General features: G+C 54.8%; 17 protein-coding genes. 2 read left to right on the top strand and 15 right to left on the bottom strand.

The features are described from left to right. Positions 1–8: 8 nt before the first annotated feature. The 3 genes from ACFQO0_RS03860 to ACFQO0_RS03850 all read right to left on the bottom strand — a co-directional run bounded on the left by ACFQO0_RS03860 (position 9) and on the right by ACFQO0_RS03850 (position 2,536). A complete protein-coding gene (locus tag ACFQO0_RS03860; protein WP_382232714.1) occupies positions 9–881 on the bottom strand; it encodes an HDOD domain-containing protein in 873 nt (290 codons plus the stop codon). Further along, positions 878–1,198, bottom strand: a complete 321-nt coding sequence (locus ACFQO0_RS03855) for a hypothetical protein (protein ID WP_382232713.1) — start codon at positions 1,196–1,198, stop codon at positions 878–880. The genes ACFQO0_RS03860 and ACFQO0_RS03855 overlap by 4 nt, the downstream gene beginning before the upstream one ends. 198 nt (positions 1,199–1,396) lie before the next feature. Beyond that, entirely contained in the window at positions 1,397–2,536 is a 1,140-nt protein-coding gene (locus ACFQO0_RS03850) for a GGDEF domain-containing protein (protein WP_382232712.1), read from the bottom strand. A gap of 289 nt (positions 2,537–2,825) precedes the next feature. Here ACFQO0_RS03850 and ACFQO0_RS03845 point away from each other — a divergent pair, with 289 nt between their 5' ends. Continuing rightward, the gene (locus ACFQO0_RS03845; RefSeq protein WP_382232711.1) at positions 2,826–3,284 is read left to right on the top strand and encodes a DUF3617 domain-containing protein; all 459 of its coding nucleotides are present in this window, start codon (positions 2,826–2,828) and stop codon (positions 3,282–3,284) included. An 86-nt stretch (positions 3,285–3,370) separates the two neighbouring features. On the opposite strand, the gene ACFQO0_RS03840 is transcribed toward ACFQO0_RS03845, so the two are convergent. The 8 genes from ACFQO0_RS03840 to ACFQO0_RS03805 form a co-directional block, all read right to left on the bottom strand. Then, entirely contained in the window at positions 3,371–3,766 is a 396-nt protein-coding gene (locus ACFQO0_RS03840; protein ID WP_382232710.1) for a DUF2237 family protein, read from the bottom strand. Positions 3,767–3,907: 141 nt separating this feature from the next. Beyond that, positions 3,908–4,309, bottom strand: a complete 402-nt coding sequence (locus tag ACFQO0_RS03835; protein WP_382232709.1) for a DUF2721 domain-containing protein — start codon at positions 4,307–4,309, stop codon at positions 3,908–3,910. Between the two features lie 322 nt (positions 4,310–4,631). Then, the gene (locus ACFQO0_RS03830) at positions 4,632–5,768 is read right to left on the bottom strand and encodes a mechanosensitive ion channel family protein (protein ID WP_382232708.1); all 1,137 of its coding nucleotides are present in this window, start codon (positions 5,766–5,768) and stop codon (positions 4,632–4,634) included. A 244-nt stretch (positions 5,769–6,012) separates the two neighbouring features. Beyond that, complete coding sequence (locus tag ACFQO0_RS03825; RefSeq protein ID WP_382232707.1) at positions 6,013–6,570, bottom strand: type VI secretion system tube protein Hcp; 558 nt, start codon at positions 6,568–6,570, stop codon at positions 6,013–6,015. 126 nt (positions 6,571–6,696) lie between these two features. Next, positions 6,697–7,074 (bottom strand): Rossmann-fold NAD(P)-binding domain-containing protein, encoded by a 378-nt coding sequence (locus ACFQO0_RS03820; protein ID WP_382232706.1) that lies wholly within the window; start codon positions 7,072–7,074, stop codon positions 6,697–6,699. 226 nt (positions 7,075–7,300) lie between these two features. Further along, entirely contained in the window at positions 7,301–8,194 is an 894-nt protein-coding gene (gene bla, locus ACFQO0_RS03815) for a class A beta-lactamase (protein ID WP_382232705.1), read from the bottom strand. A 46-nt stretch (positions 8,195–8,240) separates the two neighbouring features. Beyond that, a complete protein-coding gene (locus tag ACFQO0_RS03810; RefSeq protein ID WP_382232704.1) occupies positions 8,241–8,633 on the bottom strand; it encodes a cupin domain-containing protein in 393 nt (130 codons plus the stop codon). A gap of 175 nt (positions 8,634–8,808) precedes the next feature. Beyond that, positions 8,809–10,020: an MFS transporter gene (locus ACFQO0_RS03805; RefSeq protein WP_382232703.1), complete on the bottom strand. Its 1,212-nt coding sequence runs from the start codon at positions 10,018–10,020 to the stop codon at positions 8,809–8,811. A gap of 122 nt (positions 10,021–10,142) precedes the next feature. On the opposite strand from ACFQO0_RS03805, the gene ACFQO0_RS03800 reads away from it, so the two are divergent. Then, the gene (locus ACFQO0_RS03800; protein WP_382232702.1) at positions 10,143–11,126 is read left to right on the top strand and encodes a LysR family transcriptional regulator; all 984 of its coding nucleotides are present in this window, start codon (positions 10,143–10,145) and stop codon (positions 11,124–11,126) included. 1 nt (position 11,127) lies between these two features. Here ACFQO0_RS03800 and ACFQO0_RS03795 read toward each other — a convergent pair whose 3' ends face one another. The 4 genes from ACFQO0_RS03795 to ACFQO0_RS03780 form a co-directional block, all read right to left on the bottom strand. Then, on the bottom strand, positions 11,128–12,504 hold the full coding sequence (locus ACFQO0_RS03795) for a putative bifunctional diguanylate cyclase/phosphodiesterase (protein ID WP_382232701.1): 1,377 nt from the start codon (positions 12,502–12,504) through the stop codon (positions 11,128–11,130). A 397-nt stretch (positions 12,505–12,901) separates the two neighbouring features. Beyond that, positions 12,902–14,872 (bottom strand): secretion protein, encoded by a 1,971-nt coding sequence (locus ACFQO0_RS03790; protein WP_382232700.1) that lies wholly within the window; start codon positions 14,870–14,872, stop codon positions 12,902–12,904. An 84-nt stretch (positions 14,873–14,956) separates the two neighbouring features. Continuing rightward, entirely contained in the window at positions 14,957–17,707 is a 2,751-nt protein-coding gene (locus ACFQO0_RS03785; RefSeq protein ID WP_382232699.1) for a jacalin-like lectin, read from the bottom strand. A 277-nt stretch (positions 17,708–17,984) separates the two neighbouring features. Further along, on the bottom strand, positions 17,985–20,822 hold the full coding sequence (locus ACFQO0_RS03780; protein ID WP_382232698.1) for a jacalin-like lectin: 2,838 nt from the start codon (positions 20,820–20,822) through the stop codon (positions 17,985–17,987). Positions 20,823–21,051 lie beyond the last annotated feature (229 nt).

The raw sequence follows: 21,051 nt of genomic DNA, 5'->3' as shown, positions 1-21,051 counted from the left end.
TCTTTCTATTATTCTGATAGCAGCACGCGGCTAACTTCATCGAATTGCAATTCTGTTTCGAGGAATACATGCTGATAAATTTCCTCGCTCAATCCCAGTCCTTCCCACGACGCTGGTGAAACCGGTGGCACCAGATCATCCTCTACGCCGGACATATCCAGCGCATGCGTGATCGCATTCGCGACATGCACGATCGAGGCGAGGGAATGCACCTTCTGGTCCTCCGGCTGGTGATGACCTGCAATCGCAAACCGAATCGTATCGGAAAAATGCCAATGCGCCGCCAGCGCTTCGCCCGCCATCGCATGATCCACACCCATGACATCCCGTTCGGCCTGCAGCCATTGGCAATCATGCAGCTTGCGATACGCGACGACCGCCTCATATTCGCGCCTGAAATAGGTCGCCAGTACCAGGCGTCCTATGTCGTGCAACAACCCTGCCGTAAATGCGTAATCCTGATTCACGTGCAGATGGCGTGCCAGCACGCGAGCACAGACTGCGGTCGCAATTGCGTGGCGCCACAGTGAAATGAAATCGAGTCCGGCGCAACTATTGGCCGGGAAGTAACCAGTCAGCGCTGTGGCCGTCACCACATGGCGCACTGAGTTCACACCTATCAGCGTGATCGCCTGTTGAATCGTGGTGACCTTGGTCTGCGTGCCGTAAAAAGATGAATTGGCAAAGCGCAGGGTCTTGGCTGCAAGTGCCTGATCGAGCATGACTTTGCGGGTAATGACGTTGATATCGATATCGTCGGGTCCGACGCTCGCCATCAAATCCTGGACGATGGCCGGCAATGCAGGCAAATCGCGGATTTGCTCCAGCACTTGATCGAAATGTACTTTGGTAATGTTAGGTTCGGGCAGGGTATGGGTCATGCTTCGTCTCCCAGCCGGAAATGGCGAATGTAGCGATGCAACAGGCCGTTTGCATTATCGTCATCCGATTTGCGGAAAAGTTGTGTCAGACGGTTTTGAAAATGTGCGCGCTGTATTGCATCTTCCTCAGGTGTCAGCTCGCCCATGGCTATTCTGACGGAGACCACATTATGTCTGTGCAATGATTCGATCGTATGTTCGGTCAGCGTTGCGCCTTTGGGCAGCAGAACCTGCCCTTGCGGATCAAGCAGGTCATCTGACAAGACCATGTCCGGCGTGACGTCGGTCAATGCAAATTGCGCGCTGATTGCGGTCATCTGGGCCCTCTCTGTTCATTTTTCGTGAGCTTAGCTTACCACTGGGCGCAGGATGTATCTATCGAGAAATAGAGGGATGTTGTATATGCAAGCGTCTTGTCGAAAAACAGTCGAAACAAGACGAATTGAAGGCGGACCGAATTGCGTCAATGTCTGCAGATTCTTCCTTGCTAACCTGGCACCCCAGCGTGCGCAGATTTATACGCAAAAGCGATTGCGGCCCATATCCTTGGCTTCGTAAAGCGCAGCATCCGCGCGACGTATCAGTTGATCCCATGAGCAATTACCATCCAGCGGCAGCGTAGCCAGTCCAACGCTGATGGTGACCGGATGTTCGCCGCGAAAGCGATAGGATCGAATGGCATTGACCAGTCGCTGGCCGATTACTGCAGCACCGTTGATATCGACGCCCGGCAATACGACCAGGAATTCCTCGCCGCCATAACGGCCTACCAGATCAATGGAACGGCAGGTTTTTTGCAGGATGTCGGCGACTTCTATCAGAACGGTGTCACCGGCAGCATGGCCGAACTGATCGTTGAAGCGCTTGAACAGATCGATATCGATGAATGCCAGCGTCAACGGGCGTTGCAAGCGCACCGATAACTCCAGCTCACGCTCGCCTGCCGCCACAATGGCGCGTCGATTCAGTAATTTGCTTAACTCGTCATGGGTGGCAAGATGACGATTTTCTTCTATCGTCCGTTCAAAATATAGTAGCAGCAAGCCGATGGAAAACAGCACTGTGCCCACGGTTGGTATGACATAGGTTGTGACCACTTCCAAAGTCGAGCGACTGATCGTTGAACCGTCCATAAGGTGTGCGCCAGCGATCCAGAGTTTCAGGACATCACCGATCAACAGCAGCAGCAGGGCGCCCTGCACCAGACGCTGGACAAAGGTTTGGGGCGGACCCTCTTGGCCTTGCCATACCGATCGCATGCACAATGCGTGCAGCAGCATGGTCGTGATTCCAAATAGCAGCGTGCGCGTGGGTTGCGGTGCATCCGCACTCATCAATATTGCCAGCGACAACAGAAAGGCTATGCAGATTGACCACGCCCATGCAGGCCTTGGTTTTTTGTAGAAGGCGAGGACGCCGAACCATTGATAAATCAGTCCACCAATGATCAGCCCTGAACCGGTCAGCAACACAAATACGCGTGGTTCGCGATTATTTAGTATCGCGATCAACGCGCCTATCGCGATAGAGGTTCCTGCTATGGCCCAGTAGCGGGTGCTATTTTCTGTAGGAGCCGCAAAGAAAACGCCCGCCATCACCAGTGCAATGCAAAATTGCAACAGGATCAATATGATGCCGGCGGTTAGTGAATCCATGAGGAGTCCATGAGTACGAGACTCGATCAATGCAACTGTTGGGGATTTAGTTGCTCAATTATAAGTTTAGTTGATTCTTTGTGGAAATGTTGTTAACTATTCGGCTTCATCAAGCATTTATATTCGGACCATCCGGAAAAGCGCCGATTGCATATTGCGATGCGCAAAAAGCGAATGTACGATGCAAGGAGCGTTCCATATTCGATGGAGATCTGTCATGTATAAATCTATTGTTTTTTGCGTTGCTGCCGCGCTTGTGTGTGCAGCCCCTTCCTTTGCTGCTGGCAGCATGCAACCCGGTTTGTGGGAAATGACACTGCAATCGAGTTCGATGAAAAACGTGCCGAAGATTTCGCCCGAGCAGATCGAGAAAATGCGGAAAATGGGTGTTGATATGTCGCAGTTGCAGGGCGGCGCCATTGTCAACAGGATCTGTATCACGAAGGAAATGGCCGCTCGCGAAAGTTTGCCGCAAATGAATCACAAGGAATCCGGCTGCGAGATGAAGAATCAACAGCGCACCAGCGACGGCTATACGATGGGCATGGTTTGTGATGGTGCACAGATGAAGGGCAAGGGTACCGTCAGGACGGTGCTTGCCAGCGACCGCAGCTTTAGCACGACTTCCGAATTCAAGGGCACGATGCAGGGCGTGCAGGTCAACGATCGCACCGACACCAGTGGCAAATGGCTGAGCGCGGACTGCGGATCGGTGCGCCCGATTACGGAGGCGCTACCGGGCAAGTAATGCAGGATAGTCGATTGAGTGAATGACGTTGCGAGGATGGTGATGTGGGAGCATACCGATAGTCCGCTGTTCTTTTACAGAAAATCCTATTCTTCTTCCGGCATGGCGTAAGCGTACTCACGCAAATCGTCCAGACTGACGATTTCCAAAATCTTTTGGTTGGTGCTTTCCAGTACTACCTTGGGCGCGACGCCTGCGCGCCATGCTTCTACCCAGCGATTTGCGCACAAACACCATTGATCGCCCGGCTTCAAGCCCGGGAAATTCCATTCCGGACGCGGGGTTGACAAGTCGTTGCCGCAGCCGCGACTGAACTCCAGGAAGGTGGCCGTCATCACGGTACAGACTATATGGGTACCCACATCATCTTCATTGGTCTTGCAACAACCATCGCGAAAGTAGCCGGTCACGGGTTTGAAAGAGCACGGTACCAGCGGTTCGCCGAATACGTTTTTTGCGATGGGAAGAGTCACTTGCGGCATAAGATAGGTGCGCCAGAAAGGCGTGAAAACGTTGCGTCAGAGGATGCAACTATACGCCCAAATCTGCATGCAAGGCAGCTGGAATGTTGCGAACCTTGCTTGCTCGCAGACATGATTTCAGTTCGCAACATCGGCACGACTTCAATCGTGTTTTTGCAGGCTCTGCTCCATATCTTCCATCTCGATTTCGATCGCCCTGGTACTGATGGTGATCTCATGCAGGGAAACCAGCAAGGACAAGACCAGCATGAAGATGCTCAGACCGAAAATCACTTTCGCGATCGAAATCAGCTCAATAAAAACAAGTAGCATCGATAGTGCGCACAGCAAAAATGACACTACGCCCATTGCCTGCATGCGCTGGATCAGCAGTACGCGCTGGCGCAAATTGGATATCTGTCGCGTGACTTCGTCACGCGCGCCGTCCTGATATTTGACGTGCAACTGCCGTATCAATTGTGCCGTTACCAGGAAGCGATTGGTATAAGCCAGCAGCAGCAAAGAGATGGCGGGAAAGAGTAAAGCGGGTGTGGTCAGATCCATGATGTCATCTAGTAAGGGTTGGGCTAGAAAAATGCATGACTACGCTTGTGGCGCAGGCATGCCTATGGTGCAAGAAAAATTCAAGAAGCGAAAAACGCAAGAAGCGCGCCTGCTATGTACGACGGCCACAATGGATGCGAGGATAGGCGCGTCAGGAGGAGCAGGGTTGCTTGCGACGGCATCAAGCAAGATGTCGTCGCGGCACCATTGTAAAGACCAAGGCTGACTACAGGATTACGCGGCAGGGGATATGAAAAAACGTTGGCGGCGTTAATCCGGGGTGTGCTGTCATCTCCATTGTTGAAATGACAGCACGGCCGTCTCAGGCAGATGTCGGCATCTCCACCGGGTCTGGCCCATTTTCCGAAGCCAGGCGCAAGGACCCAGGAACATGAATGGTCGAGGTTGGGAAGGCGATTTCTGCGCCGTGCTGTTCGATAATCTGCATGATCTGGAACAGGACATCCTGTTTGACCTCGTGATAGCGTACCCAGTTGGTTGTGCGCGTGAACGTATAGATAAAAAAGTCGAGCGAAGACGCGGCAAACTTGTCGAAGTTGACCATCAGCGTTTCGTCCTGATCGATTTCTTCATGCGCCAGTAACATTGCTTTCACATCCGCCACGATCGCCGGCAATCTGCTGCCGTCGTCGTAACGTACGCCGATAACCTCATTGATGCGGCGATGCGACATGCGCGATGGATTTTCGACTGCGATAGACGTAAACGTGGCATTCGGCACGTAGAGAGGGCGTTTGTCGAAGGTGGTAATCGTTGTGATGCGCCAGCCTATATCGACGACAGTCCCTTCGATATTGCGATCCGGCGAACGTATCCAGTCGCCGACAGCGAATGGCCTATCCATGTAAATCATCAGTGCGCCGAAGAAGTTGGACAGCAACTCCTTGGCAGCAAAACCGATAGCAACACCGCCTATGCCACCAAAGGCCAGTACACCGGAAATACTGAAGCCCAGCTGCTGCAGGATAATCAAACCTATCGTGATCATCACGGATATGCGCAGCAGCTTGCCGATTGCGTTTATCGTGGTTTGATCGACGTGCTTGCCGTTCTCCGGACTGCGTTTCAGTAAATTTGCTTCGACTCGCGCGATAAAGCGCTGCAAGAACCAGCCGACACACAGGATGATGGCGATGTCGCGCACCGTGGGCACGGATTCCAGAATTACCGATTCGGTATTCTGATGCAATACCTTCGCCGCAAATGCAATGCCGACAACCCAGATCAACACCGTCGCGGGTTTGCGTATCGCGTCGATCAAGGCCTCGTCCCACGGAGTGGTGGTGAGCTTGGATTTTTTGTGGAGGCGCCTGAGAATTCCTGCGCTGACGAAATTCAGCAGCAGGGTACAGAAGACAATGGAAAAAACTTGTATGAAGAGGCGCATATCTTCGGACTGCACCTTGAATGTATTCAGTAACTCAATTACAAAAGACATCTATTCTCCCAGCATCCGACATTGATCAATCGTCATTTTACGTTCATCGACGTGCAATGCCAAATCTCCGTACTTGCATGAAAGCAAGTGTGGGCGATATATGCGGGAAGAATATCGAGCGAATGGATAAAGTGAAGAACTTCTGACGCGACCGGAGAGCACTATTCTTGCGTTCTTGTTTTTGATGAATGTAAATTTCAATCAAAACGCGACCAAGATAATTTCAGAGAAAAATTTCAGTCTCTCAATCAGTAAAGGCGGTGATGGTGTGACGGCGCTCCTTGTTCCAGCCGGTTGCAACCTTGTCTGCTACATGGCTGGCACTGAGCTGCGCGCTGTAGCTCCACAAAACTTCTGTGAAGTTGAGTTTGAATTGTTCCGTCGGCATGTCGTCAGCATGTGCTTGCATTTGCATCTCGGTAATGAGGGCATCACGCAAAGTGATCGTCATGACATTGATGAGCTGATCGCCACTGTTGCGCAAGATGTAAAGGATAGTCGGTTGATCCTTGCCGCGCCCCAGTGGTTCTGTGCGCAGGCAATAGTCTAGAAGCTTGCCGGAAATCTGATCCACATATTTAACGCAGCTCAGTTCGGTAATCACCGGATGATTGGTGCCCGGTGCCGCTTTGTTGGTGGTGAAGGATTGCAGCATGCCCTGATGCAGAGATACCAATTCTATGCAAGGACCGGCATTCAGGCGTGCGTCCTGCAGATGATTGTTGATCAATGTGCCGCCAGCACTCCAATTGCCCTCGTCGAAAAATGTCGGGTTGCCGGGTTGTAGCAGAATCAGATCCATGGATGCCTACGTCATTTCTAATCGCCGAGAGCAGGATAGGCTGGCGTTGCCAACTTTTCCCGCCCTCGGTTTTTGTTATCCCAAATAGATCGCTGATCCTGCAAGCAGGTCTGATGTTTCGCAGTATCAGTAACCGGTTTTTCCGTGCACACTCGGCAAGGCAACATCGCTGGCAACCAATGACCAGATCAACTTGGCAATCGTCTCGGTCGCAATAATTGTGTGGCGATTATCGGCAGCCATCAGCTTTTCGCGTAAATCCCTGCGTACAGCGGGTACGCCGGTCAGGTCGAAAAGTATGTCGATCTTTTCGCCCATTGCAATCAAGGCATCGGTATCGAGAACCGCGATGCCTTGCGACTTGGCCAGGATTTTGCCGCTGGTGTCGCCATTCTCTGCCACGGCGACCACTTCAATATCCTTGTTGGGGCGACGCAGCAATTCAGCCAGAAAGACTGAACCAACTCTGCCCAGACCGACGATTGCAATCGTTTGTTTACTCATGTCTTCTCCATAGTCTTTATGTAATTTCTTTTTTATCCAGTGCCGTCAGCTTTGAATGCCGCAACACCGGTGCACATGACTATAAGCCCAAACGTCGGGCCGAATTACGGAGCGCACGAGATTTATCAATCATGTGTTGCAGATTGTAGATACGGACAAGAAGGGAGGGCATCAGCGGCCAATCCGGAACGGCAGCTGTGGCATAAACAATAGGGCTGAAATCAGGTCAGCTGAGTGCGCGGACCACGACGCGGGTGGCTGCGGCAATGACGTCGTCGCGAGGCTTAGCCTCGTTGTCATTTTGCGTAAAGTAGATGACGGCAACGATGGGTGCGCCGTGCACGGGCCACAGCACGCCGGCATCGTTAGTCGTGCCGTACGAGCCGGTGCCGGTCTTGTCGCCTACGATCCAGCCTGTTGGTACACCTGCCAGCATGCGTTTGCCGCCGGTCGTATTTCCCTTCAGCCACGCAACCAGTTGTGCACGTTGCATCGACGCCAGGGCGTCGCCCAGCATCAATTTTTGCAAACTCCGTTCCATTGCTGCTGGTGTCGTTGTGTCGCGCTCGTCGCCAGGAATGGCGGAATTCAATTCCGGTTCCCAGCGGTCAAGACGGAAGGTATCGTCGCCGATAGCACGCGCATAAGTGGTGACAGCCGCTGGTCCGCCCAGTTCCTTCATCAGGAAGTTTACGGCTGCGTTGTCGCTGTACTGCAAAGTGGCGGCACATAATTCTGCAATCGTCATGCCGTCGGCAATATGCTTTTGTGTAACCGGTGCGTAGCCTGATTGCGTGATGTCATCCTTGTTGTAATGCAGGCGTTTATCCAGCAGTCCGTGATCGGATTCCGATTGCTTCAAGATGGCTGCGGCAACGATGGTCTTGAATGTGCTGCAAAAAGGAAAGCGCTCATCAGCGCGATACTGCACGCGCATACCCTTGCCGGTATCGATCGCTGCGACACCTAGACGCCCGTTCGCCGAGGCTTCCAGTTTTGCCAGCGTGGCATTGACGGAAATAGTCTGTTGATTGCTTGCGAAGGCAGACATATAGTTACCTGCAAAAGGAGTGGCGATGGTCGCGAGTACCAGTGTGCGTCTGCGTGCGAAATCGGGCATGAATCTCTTTGAAAATGGAATGGTTAGTTTAATACGGCGCTGCAGATCATAAGCCGCCGGTACGGACAAACAAGGTTTGCAGCGGCGCATCGCCAACCACGCGGCTGCGGTGACCATGCAATTGATGGTCAAACTCTGCGCCTTCCGGCAACAAATCATTCGAGAAGAAATGTTCGCCGGCCCTGAAGATGCGCGCCGTGCCATCGCGCAAACCAATTTCCATTTCGCCGCTTAATACCACCAGCCATTGTGCCGTGGTCGTGCAATGAAAATCGCTGCTCACACCCGGCGGACTTTGCCGCACCTGAAAGCCATTCGATGGCAAGAGTTCGGACAGCAAGGCCTTGGGCGAACCGCCCGGCAAGGCAATCGCTTCTTCACGAAATTTCGCGAAGCCGTCGGTGTCGGTGTAGAGAACGATGTGTTTGAATGTGGTCATGGTGTTGTGTAGTAAGGGTAGGCAGCGTATGCAAAAGCCGAATGTCACTATTTTCCAATAGCAGACATTCGGCTGGCGACGATATCGACTGCAAGGGTTTAGCTGCTATCCTAACGCATAGTGACGCTCACTTCATTCAGCCGTGCATGACACTGCAGGTGGGCTACCGGCAACTTCAATGCTTTCTGTTACCCAGCATGCGCACCGCCAATGCGCCCAACGAAGAAGCCGTTGCCAGCGTCACCACACCAGCCCAGCCCCATTGCGACAACATCAGGCTGCCCAAAGCTGCGCCACTGGCCATACCGACAAACATGCCCGTGAACAGCAGCGCATTCAAGCGACTGCGTGAACCTGGATCGATGCCGAATACGACGGTCTGATGTGCGACGAGGGTCGCCTGTATGCCAAAGTCGAAACCGATTGCGCTGACCACGATCAAGGCCAGTTGCACATGCGGAGGCACCAGTGGTGCGAGCCACATGGCGGCGAACGAGATGGCCGCCAGGCCGGCACCCAGACGTGTCACCAGTTCGGGGCCGCGCTTGTCGGCAAGGCGACCGGCCAGCGGTGCGGCGAGTGCACCGGCAGCGCCAGCCAGGCCGAATGCACCAGCGGCAGCACTGCCGAGATGAAAGGGCGCGCCGTGCAACATCACAGCCAGGGTTGACCAGAAAGCGCTAAAGCCTACCGCCAGCAAACCTTGTGCATATGCAGCCTGGCGTAACGTGCCATGGCGGCGCCACAGATCAATCATGGAGCCGAGCAGCGCGCCATATGCCAACTGCGTCGTTGGCTGGAAGCGCGGCAATCCACGCCATATGGCAACGACCACCAAGGCAACGCTGACGGCGGCAGCAATATAGACTGCGCGCCAGCCAAATTCTTCCGCGCCCAGGCCGCTGATCACGCGCGACAGCAGGATGCCGAGTAACAAGCCTGTCATCACGGTTCCGACAATTTTGCCGCGATGCTGGTCGGGTGCCAGCGTTGCCGCTGCTGGCACGATGTCCTGTGCCATCGTTGCCGTCAGTCCGATGACCAGGCTGGTCGCAAGCAGCCACGTGACATTAGGCGCGAGGCCGCTGAACAACAAGGCCAGTGCCAGCAAACTCGCTTTCACCAGGATGATGGTGCGCCTGTCGTAGCGATCGCCCAAAGGTGCCAGTAACAGAATGCCCAGCGCATAACCCAGTTGCGTCAGCGTGGGCACCAGCCCGATCATGCGATCGCTGGCATGTATATCCGCACCCAGCACGGCCAGCATAGGCTGGCTGTAATAAAGCGAAGCCACGCTCAAGCCGGCTGCGCTTGCCAGCAGCAGGATGAGCGAGGCCGGTAGTGCGGGTTTGGAGATGCTTGTATTTGTAGATTGAATAACCAACATGATGAATTTCCGGTATTGACGATGAATAGGATTTTCCTCTTGGTGATTGAGGCTGGGTAGTGGCCTTGTTCGTAGATTTGTTATACGCTTAACGTATGACGAAGCTAGTTAAACAAGAAAATATGCAAGCCAATAAACAAGCCAATAAGCCATCCGGCAATCCCGGCGTAGACCGCATAGAGCTGATGGAAACCTTCGTGCGTATCGTCGAAACGGGCAGCCTGTCGGCCGCCGCGGAGCAGCTGAAAACCAGTCAGCCCACAGTCAGCCGACGCCTGCAGACACTGGAACGCACGCTGGGTTTGCGTCTGCTGCAACGCTCCACGCACGTGATGAAGCTGACGGAGGATGGCGAGCGCTGCTTCGCGCATGCCAAGGATTTGCTGGATAACTGGAAGACGATGGAGGCCGACCTGCGCGGCACGCAGGATGAGCCGGAAGGCACTTTGCGCGTGCTGGTGCCGCATGCGTTCGGGCAGGATCAGTTGATCGCGCCGCTGACCAATTACCTGAATCGCTATCCGCGCGTGGCGGTCGAATGGTTATTGCACGACCGTCGTCCGGACTTTATTGCAGAGGGCATAGATTGCGCGATCCAGGTTGGTGCGGTCGACAATCTTTCCGTGATTGCGATCAAACTGTTCGATATTCCGCGCATCGTGGTGGCCGCGCCGCAGCATGTGGAAGGCAAATCAATACCTTTACAGGTGGACGATTTGCACAATATGCCGTGGCTTGCATTGCGTACCTTTTATCGCGATGACGTCACACTGACGCGGCAATCGGATGGCGAGGAGCATCGCTTTGCGATCAAGCCGCGCATGAGTACCGACAGTTTGTATGCGGTGCGTAATGCCGCATTGTCCGGTCTGGGCGTCGGCATCGTATCGGCTTGGATGGTGGCTGATGATATTGCACAGGGACGTTTGCTGCATCTTGCGCCCGAGTGGCGGGCCGCACCGTTGCCGGTTTATCTGGTTTATCCGTATGCGCGTTTTTATCCGGCGCGATTGCGCTTCTTTATAGAAACCATACGTTCCATGATGCCGCTGATAGATGAAAAGACGTCGGCGGTGCTTGCCAGCAAGAACAAGCGTTCGCGCTAAGTCAAGTTGTTGTCGCCAGCAGTGCCTCACAGGCGACTTCCTCGATGGCGTCAGCCGCAGCGTTGTGCGCCCGGACCACCTCTTCAAAGTCGCTATTCGGCACGGGCCGGCTGAGCAAATAGCCTTGATAGGAATGGCAGCCCAGATCGGCCAGGAATTGCCGGTGATCTTCTGTTTCCACGCCTTCTGCGATCACATGCAACTTCATGCCGTGCGCCAGTTCCACCACGGTGCGCACGATGGTCACGTCGTGCGAGTCGGTCAGCATGTCACGTACAAAGGACTGGTCTATCTTGAGCTGATCCAGCGGCAATTTCTTCAGATAGTTGAGCGACGAATAACCGGTGCCAAAGTCGTCCAGCGACAGCCGCACGCCCTTGGCCTTGAGCGCATTCATCTTGCTGATGATGTCGTTGACGTCATTGACCAGCATGCTTTCTGTCAGTTCCAGCGTGAGGAGTGTGGGGTCGATGTTCGAGCGATCCAGGACCGAGATGACCTGGCTCACATAATCGGGTTGCTTGAATTGGAGTGCGCTGACATTGACCGCCAGACTCAGGTGTGCGGTGGCTGGATTTTTTGCCCACAGCATCAACTGCGCACACGCCGCACCCAATACCCAATGCCCTATCGGCATGATCAAGCCGGTCTGTTCTGCCAGCGGGATGAAATCCGCCGGTGACACCAGGCCTTTGACCGGATGCTGCCAGCGCAGCAGCGCCTCCGCGCCGGCGATGCGACCGTCATCACCGGTTTGCGCCTGGTAATGCAGCACCAACTGATTCTCGGACATCGCCTTGCGCAAGTCGGATTCCATCACGCTGCGCTCGGACAGATTGGCTTGCATCACCCACAGCAGCGTCCATAAAAGAACGGTCACAATAATATTGTGTATCCATGTGCCGACCACCCGCACATCATCACCCAGCGCATAGCTGGAGCTCAGTGCCCACGTGGTGCTGGAAAAGAAGATAAAGCCGAGCAGGGCGGCCAGCGTCAGGCTGTGTCTGAGCCAGGGTTTGTCGCCCTTGAACACCAGCCAGGCGAACAGCGCGATCACCAAGAAATAATTGTGATTGGACCGCGGTGCTTCCAGCGTCGGGATATCCAGTAGCGCACAAAATATGCACAACACCAGATAGACGTACCAAAAAAGGACGATAGAGGCAGCGCGTATGTGCCGCTGCACTGTCAGCCAGGCAGTGCTTGCCGCAACGATGATGGAGATCAGGTTGATCGGGAACATGCTCCAATTATCCTGGGCCACGAAGTACACACCCCAGAACAAGGAAGTCGCTCCCAGCACGATGGCGCTGAGCAGAAGGGCGCGGCGCATGCGTAGCGACTGCTTGCTATTCAGGTTTGCCACCATGTCCATGGATATAGCCCTTAGTCAGTGCCAGCAAGCAAATTTAATTACCTTGAGTTAAAAAAATTCTACGCTCAGGGTTAATTCGCAGCAAGGAAAACTGTACTGGGGAGAAATAAACCGTGGTTGAAGCTGGTCTGCAGGAACCTAAGGGCGCTGATTGGCGCGTCGGAGTCGCATGACACTTTGCATGATTCATGCGCGAAGGTCGCAATATGGATGGCCCCGCCGCTTGTGACGGCATCGTCAAAAAACGGTGGCTCTGGTGCGTGCTTAATTCAACATGACTACGTCGCCTTGCCAGCAGGACTGATGGCAAGGCGACGTGCATGATCAGGATGTTGCGGACCAGCTGCAATATGCAGGCCGGCTATTCAATGCAGCCCGACTAATGCAGCTCCGCTACTTAATAGTAGAGAAAGCTCAGAGCTTCTTCCAGACGATCACCGGTAGTGCGCATGCGATCCCAACGTTCCATCGCGACATCGCCTTGACGAAACTCGCGGAAGAACTGGTTCGACTGAAGCTGTGTCATTACCGCTTCGATATTGGCGGGATTGTTGTTGGCGAAGCCAAACTTTTCACGCAATTCTTTCATGCGCAGTGCCATCGAACGGCTTTCGTTTGCGGCATCATCGGCAATCTGAATCGGCGCTCGCGGCGTGATCAGAATCAGCGCTGATCTTTGCAGATCATTCGTCTTCTTGTTCGAAAACAGATACTGCACTACCGGCACATCCTGCAGCCCTGGTACGCCGTCACGTGTGCTGGTTCTGGTCTTCTCGCTCAATCCACTCAAGAGCAATGTTTCACCCAGATTCATGACCACGTTCGCGTTGGCGGTCAGTTCACCAATCTCGATCTGATATGCCACTCTTGAAGTCTCTGAGCTGGCATTCAGCGCGGTGCGTTGCGCCTCGATCTTGAGTTGCACCCGCCCTTGCGGCAGGAATGTCGGCGTGACAGACAGCTTGATGCCAAAGCGTTTGTCCAAAGGCACGATCGTGGTGCCGCCTTGCTGACTGGTCGACACCAGGCCCGCGCTCAGGTTGGTACCTGAGAAAAATTCCGAGGGCAGACCTTCTATCGCAGCCAGAGTCGGTCGTGCCAATACTTCATTCACCGAGCTGTTGGCGTTGGCAATATTCAGTGAATAAGACAGTGCCGGGATCGACACGGCGCGCGTGATGGCGGTGCTGACATCTGGTGTTGCACCGTTGAGGCTGTTCGACGTGACGATGCGAGAATAGGCCGCAGTAGTCCCTGAGCCGAGTTGCAACGTCAATGCATTGAGCAAATTGATGCCTTTGGATGTGGCCATCAGCTCCTGTGTCGACAGCAGCACGACATCGATGAGCAGCATGCGGGGGCCGCTGCCAGCCGCATCTGCGGCAGCTGTAACGACAGGCGTTGCCGCCACTGGTACAGCTAAAGGTTCAGCGGCAGATGCCTGGTTATCAGCGACCGGATCTTCTTGTCTTGGTGGCGGTCTGTAGGCGGGAGCAGACGACGTAAACGCCTGTGCAAGTTGTACAGGCCGGCCGTTGACCGGGTAGTCGGACAAACTTGTTTTCATCATGCCGCCGGCAGGAGTTTTCGTATTGGCTGTTGTTTGCTCTTGCTTCAGATAAAAAGATTTCCATTGCGCCAGTCGTCGATCAACACGTTCGACCTCGGGCCCGCTGTTGGTGAGCTTGCTCAAGTTGTCACGCATGCGGTCGGCTTGCGCAAAATTTCCGCACGATGCATAGACCGAAACACTGGAGCGAATGAAGCCACGATTTGCTGTCGTTGACATTGACGTCTTCTGAAACTGATCCGCCATTGCGCACGCTGTGCGTGCGTCGCCGGTCAGATACGACGACACCATCAAGCCGTAAATCGATACCGAGCTTTCCGGCGTCAGCAACAACACGTCCGAGAATGCCAGCTTGGCGTTATCGAACTGCTTCAGGTCCATATACGCCAGGCCCAGGAATTCTTTGGCGATCCAGTTACTCGGATCGATACGCAGTGCTTGCTGGTAGCCTTCCAGCGCCATCTCCGCTTTTTGCGTATCGCCTTGCCGCGCTTGCAGATGATAGACAAAGCCATTCAGAAAATGCAGATGCGAGTTACGTGCATCGAGTTGCAAGGCTTCGTTAATCGCCAACTGCGCCTGCGGCAAGTCCTGTTGCTTGATGAAATTGACGGCGTTAGTGACCTTGGCCAGCATCTCTGAATCGTATGATCCTGCCGGGATCAGCGGCACAGCTTTCAACATCTCGGCAAAAGATTTTGCAGTTTCATCGGCGTGTGCGGGTGACGTCAGGCAGAGCGCCATCGTCAAGGCTGCCGCGATTTTGCTCAGGCGCATGCTGTGGGTAATCTTGTTCATAAGCGAAGGTATGTTCCAAAAAATATTGATGTAAGTTGTAAGCTGCTGTTGGCTTCCTGCTGCAGAAACCATCAGCGTCAGAGACTAGCGCGGCCCTGTCGATGAAAAGACCAGTTGATCGGTGGACTTGCCTGAGCGTCCCTTCACGCAGCCCAGTTTTTCGCCTGGCGTCACGTTGTAGGTGCCGGGGCTGCCGCCATCGCCGCCATACGGGCCAAAGGTTCTACCCTTGCTGGTCTTGAAGCTCAGGCTGTCGACGCTGCCGCCGCTGCGATAGTTAACTTGCACGATGTACTCGCCTGCCGCCAACGCGATCCTGGACGTAAAGTCGGCACTACCTCCCTGCACAGGCGCCCAGCCGTCCGGATACAGGAATTGCACCCGGTCTACTGTACGGCCGGCGGCTATTCGCCAGCCGATTACATACTGTCCGGCACACACCGCATCGTCACTCCACGCGCCGCCACCGCCGCCACCGATGTGCAGGGTGCCCGCAATCGGGCCAGGCGACGCCGAATCGGGACGGCCATTGCGGCCTGCTTCTTCGCCGTTTTCAAACCAGTGCTCGAAGGCGCCGATGTAATCGGATGTGCCATAACGGCGTCGCAGATCAGAATAGCGGTTCACGTAACTCGCTACGCTGAAGTCCGGGCTGCCCTGGCGGCCCTGCTCGATCCCATAATCCAGCCAGTGCTGCAGCGCGCAGTTGTAATCGGCGACAGTGCACAGTTTTTGCACGTCCAGATAGCGGGCTCGGTAATATTTGACGTCGAACTCAGGACTGCCGCGCCCACCATATTGGAAGCCGGTATCGCGCCAATGCGTCGACAGGTCAATACCTCGCTTCACGACGTCCTGCCTGTTGTCGTAGTAATAGTCCCAGTCAAATACCGACGCCGCAAACCTGGGGTCCGGTCCCTTCTTGTGTCGCTTCTTCTTGCCGAAGCCCTTGAATACGTTGTCGGCCGCCTTCAAGGCACTGTTGGCGGCGTTCGACGATTGGTTGGCAACATTGCGCGCAGCGTTCTTGGTCTTTTCGTATTGCTTGCGGGCGGCTTCTTCCTGCTTCTTTGCCTCGGCAGCAGCGGCAGCGGACGCATCGGCTGCGGCGTTGCCGATCTTCTTCAACTCCGCATTGGCCGCGCTGGCGGTATAACCGCTGAGGTTCTTGTATTCGCCTGCAATCTTGTTGTACGCGGCTTCGAGTTCCTTGCCTATGCAGCCGCTTATCTTGCTAGGATCGACGTTGGCACCGCCCTGGCCCTCGAACACATCGGCGATGTTAGTGCTGGCCTGGATCGCCACCGAGGTCTTGATCTCGAACGGGTTTGCGCAGCTGGCGGGCACATCAATGGTTAGCGTACTGCCGTTCAAAATCACATTGACTACCTGACCGACGAAGTTGCCCTTGAGGCTGATGTTTTGAGATTTAGGATCGACATTGGCCTGAGCCGCCATCTTGATCTTGACCCGGCCCAGCGGACCTAGCTTGAGGTTGATCGCTTCACCCGCCGTGCCTTGCAGTCCGTCCAGCCCGGCAGAGGCATCCAGCCAGCCCATTTTTTGTCCCAGAATATTGGCTTCGCCGGCGAGCCGCATATACGGGCCGTCCTTGACCGCCGGACCCAGCAAGCTGATGTTGAAGTACTTGCCATCCTCGGGGAAGGGTTTGCTGCTGTCGCCGAAGCGGTACTCCGGTGCAGGATTAGGATTGCGGAATTGTAATACCGATAGCGGTTTTGTCGCAGTGAGCAAAGCGTTCTTGTACGACTCGATGTTACTGATGAAGCCGCCGCCGTATTTGGCCAGCCGCACATCGGGCGTGGCCATCGCCACCATCACATGGGCGGCATCTTCCATCGTGAAGTTGGCCGGCGTGGCCATGCGGAAGGTGAAATCTGCCAGATCCATCACGCCGGCCGGATCGAGCAAGGTCTGGAAGTGAACCAGGATTTTCTTGTCGCTGACACCCTTGTAAGCCGCGTTGCCCTTGTAGCCGAACGTCAGCGCATTGTTGAGGAAGAAGGTGGCGTCCGTCAGGTTCATCGCCGGCATTTTCAACGGTAACTTGGCATTCGGCGCGAACTGAAACTCCACGAAAGCCTCGGGCTTCATGGCATCGGCGCCTGCCTTCTTAATCGTGTTGCCATGACTCACGGCCTCGGCTGCACCGGCGCCGGCACCCGCAGCGCCAGCCAGATCGGTAGGGATAGGCATGACGATGGCTGCACGCATGGTGAGCTCGTTGCCGCGCACGCCGAAGGCTTCCATTGCCAGCTTGATGGCGCCGCCCAGATCAGCGCGGGCCGCCAGTTGCACACCGCTGGAGAAAGCGAGCGAGCTGACGTTGAAGTAGCTGTCGCGTATGACCTTCTGCAACGCAGGTGGCATCCGGATGATATCCAGCGCGTAATCGGTGGTAGAGAGCGAGATGATCGGTGAGCTCAAGGCAGTGTCGCCCATGACTTTTTGCACCTTGTCGCCCAACAAGCGCGGCATGGTCAGCTTCTTGTCGACTACCAGCAACAAGGTTTGCTGCGCTTGTCCGCTGGTGAAAAAGTACAACTGCAAAGGCCCCGATTGCGCGGAATAACAACCGGTCAGGTTGCCGCTGCAACTGGTTTTCTGCAGCGCACCGACCATGCCTTGTACTTGGTCCTTGATGCCGGCGATCGGCAGGCCGCCCAGCATCTTCTGAAGACTGGGCGTGATTTCCGGCGCGTTTGCTTGCGCCGCCATCGGCAGCGCACAGGTGGCGAGCAATAGCATGCCGGCGTTGCATAGTATTTTTTTGAAAGGGGCAATCGATAACGGCGCTACGCGTGAAGAGCTCATGGTCATTGCTGTTCGCCTGAAAGCTACGAGTGTAGACATTTCCAGCTAGAAACTTCATGAGCAAACCTGAGCAAATCTGAGCAAATCGGACCATTTGCCGCGATGCGATCAATGATTTGCGTGCCCGGATGCGGTACGCAAAGCTGTGTTCGTGGTGATGAGGCATGCCTGAGAACGGACAGTAGTTCTGTGGCTGTAAACGAATAATGGCCCCGAAAATTCGGGACCATTATTGTCAGGACTTAGACCAGGTATTAGGCCGAGTTTTAGTCCGCTCTTAGCGCGGCCCTGTCGATGAGAAGATCAGCTGATCGATCTCACTGCCGGAGCGCCCGGTCATGCAGCCGAGTTTTTCGCCTGGAGTCACGGTGTATGAGGCAAAAGTGCCGCCAGTGCCGCCATACAGGTCCGGCATGCTGGACGTGCTAGGCATGCCGGGCATTTTGGATTTGCCGACCTTGCCAAACGCGCTGGGGATACCGGATGTACCGTAGGTCTTGCCAGTGTTGGTAATAAAGCCCACTGCGTCTACAGATTCGCCGCTGCGATAATCAACACGCTGGATGTACTGGCCTGCCGGCAGCGTTACATCCGCGGTAGCGTTTTTCATCGTGCCGTGGACAGCTCCCCATTGATTATTGGAATAAAGGAACTGCACGCCGTCCAGGCGATCGCCAACACTGATGCGAAAACCGATGACGTAGTTCCATTGGCATTGCGCCGCATCGTTCCAGGGCTTCCCGCCACCGCCGCCGGCCCGCGTTGGTGGAGAGAATGCACCTGTCGCATTCGATGCAGGGCTACCGTCGCGACCGGCATCAGCACCGACGGTGAGCCAATGTTCCAGGGCGTCAGGATCATCTTCCGGTGCCAGGGTACGCGGCACATCGCCGTAACGATTCATGTAGTCCACCACGTTGAAGTCCGGGCTACCCTGACGACCCAACTCGATGCCGTTGTCCAGCCAGTGTTGCAGTGCGCAGTCCATATTGCCTTTGCACAGCTGTTGCACATCGGGATACCGGTTGTAGTAGTACTGGGCCGAGAATTCGAGGCTGCCGCGACGACCTTCCCGGAAGCCGCTGTCTTTCCAGTGCGCGGTCAAGTCAGTGCCAGGACGCTGCAAATCGGGATTGGTGTCGTAGTAGTAATCCCAATCGAACACTGAGCCGGCAAACTTCGGATCCGGTCCTTTCTTGTGTTTCTTTTTCTTGCCTATGCGCTTGAAGGCGTTGCCGGCGTCGTTGAAGGCTTTGTTGGCGGCATTGTTAGTCTTGTTTGCGATGTCGCGCGCAGCATTCTTGGTGTTCTCATATTGTTTTTTCGCTTCTGCCGCAGCTGCCTTCTCTGCGTCTTCCGCAGCCTTCGCCGCTACTGCCGCTGTATCGGCAATCTTTTTCAATTCCTTGTTGGCCATGTCAGCCGTATAGCCCTTGAGGTTTTTGTATTCGCCGGCAATTTTCTTGTAAGCCGCTTCCAGTTCCTTGCCGATGCAGCCGGTGATTTTGGATGGATCGACGTTGACGCCACTCTCATACTCAAACAACTTGGCTAGGTCAGTGGTGGGATTGATTTGGGCAGAGGCCTTGATTTCAAACGGATTGACGCAGCTGGCATTGACTTCAATACTCATCTGAGTCATCCCCATCACAACCGCGATCTTCTGTCCGGCAAAATTCCCCATCATGGTCATGTTCTGACCGCGCTGATCGATGCGGTTTTCTGATGACATCTTGAAGGGAACCTTGCCCAACGGTCCTAATCTGAGTGTCAGCTCGCGTCCCGCACCAGAGTAATAACCGTTCATGCCGGCGGACATCTCCATCCAGCCCATCGTCTGCCCGAAGATCGCGACTTCACCGGCGGACGACATATACGGACCTCCCTGTCCCAGTGGTCCCACCAGCGCAATGTTGTAGTACTTATTGTCGTCTGGCCATGGTTTGGTTGCATCACCGAAGCGATATTCAGGTGGCGGATTCGGATTCTTTACCTTGAACATGGCCAGCGGCTTCACCATTGTCAGCAGGGGATCCTTGAAGGAATTGATATTGCGAATGAAGCCGCCGCCGTATTTGGCGAGCCGCGGATCCGGCGTTGCCATCGCGAAAATGACATTGGCGGCATCCTCCAGCGTGAACGAGGCCGGTGTCGCCATGCGGAATTCGAAATCAAGCAGATCCATGCCGCCGAGCGGCGTCAGCGGCGTCTTGAACTGGATCAGGATTTTCTTGTCGCCCACACCCTTGAATTGCGCATTGCCCTTGTAACCGAAAGTGAGGTTGTTATTGATATAAAAAGTCGCATCGCTGAGGTTCATGGGCGGCAGCAACAGCGGCAACTTGGCGTTCGGCGCGAACTGAAATTCGACGAAGGTTTCGAGTTTGGTTGCATCAGCACCGGCTTTTTTCATAGTGGCGCCGTCGGCTACATCACTCGCCATGCCGGCTCCGGCTCCGGCACCGCCGGCAATATCCGTCGGGATCGGCATCACAACCGCTGCACGCATGGTCAGTTGATCACCGCGCACGCCGAACGCTTCCATCGTGCCCTTGATCAGGCCGCCCAGATCTGCGCGTGCTGCCATCTGTGCACCGCTGGAGAAATTGATCGAACTCACGCCGAAGTAGCTATCGTTCACAACCTTCTTCAGATCGGGCGGCATTTTCGCGGTGGTCAGGTCAAAGTCGGTCGTGGAAATCGAGATCATCAGCGAACGCAGCGTGGTCTGTCCCATCACGTTCTGCACCTTGCTGCCGAACAGCTTGGGCATCGCTATTTTCTTGTCGACCACGATGATGAAGGTTTGCTGGGTATTGTTGCTGGTGAAGAAATACAGATGGATCGGTCCCGACTTGGTTTGATAACAGCCGGTCAGGCCGCCGCCGCAAGTGGTTTTTTTCAAGTCGCCGACCATCTTTTGCAGCTCGTCCTTGGCATCGATTGCCAGGCCGCCGAGCATTTTTTTCAGCGCAGGCTTGATATCAGGAATGTCGCTGGCATACGCCGATTGCTGGATCGCCACGCTCCCGAGCAGTAAAAAGCCCGCGTGGATCAAGGTTTTCTTGATGGTTCTGAAGACAGAAAGGCGTGCTGCTGTTATGGACGAGTTCATGTTCACTGCCTTGTTCACGGGTAATGTCCCGAGTGTAGGCATTTCCCGGTAGCAACTTCATGAGCAAACCTGAGCAAATCGGACTATTTGCCGCGATGCGGTCAATGATTTGCGTACCCGGATGCGGTACGCAAAGGGTTGTGCATTGTGTTCGTGGTGATGACGCATGCGAAAGAACAGACAATAGTTCTGTGGGTATAAACGAAAAATGGCCCCGAATTTTCGGGGC

The organism is Herminiimonas aquatilis (assembly GCF_042665175.1).
GTDB classification, from domain to species: Bacteria; Pseudomonadota; Gammaproteobacteria; order Burkholderiales; family Burkholderiaceae_D; genus Oxalicibacterium; species Oxalicibacterium aquatilis.
The sequence above is the reverse complement of the archived record's forward strand: the minus strand, read 5'-3'. Positions and strand labels throughout refer to the sequence as shown.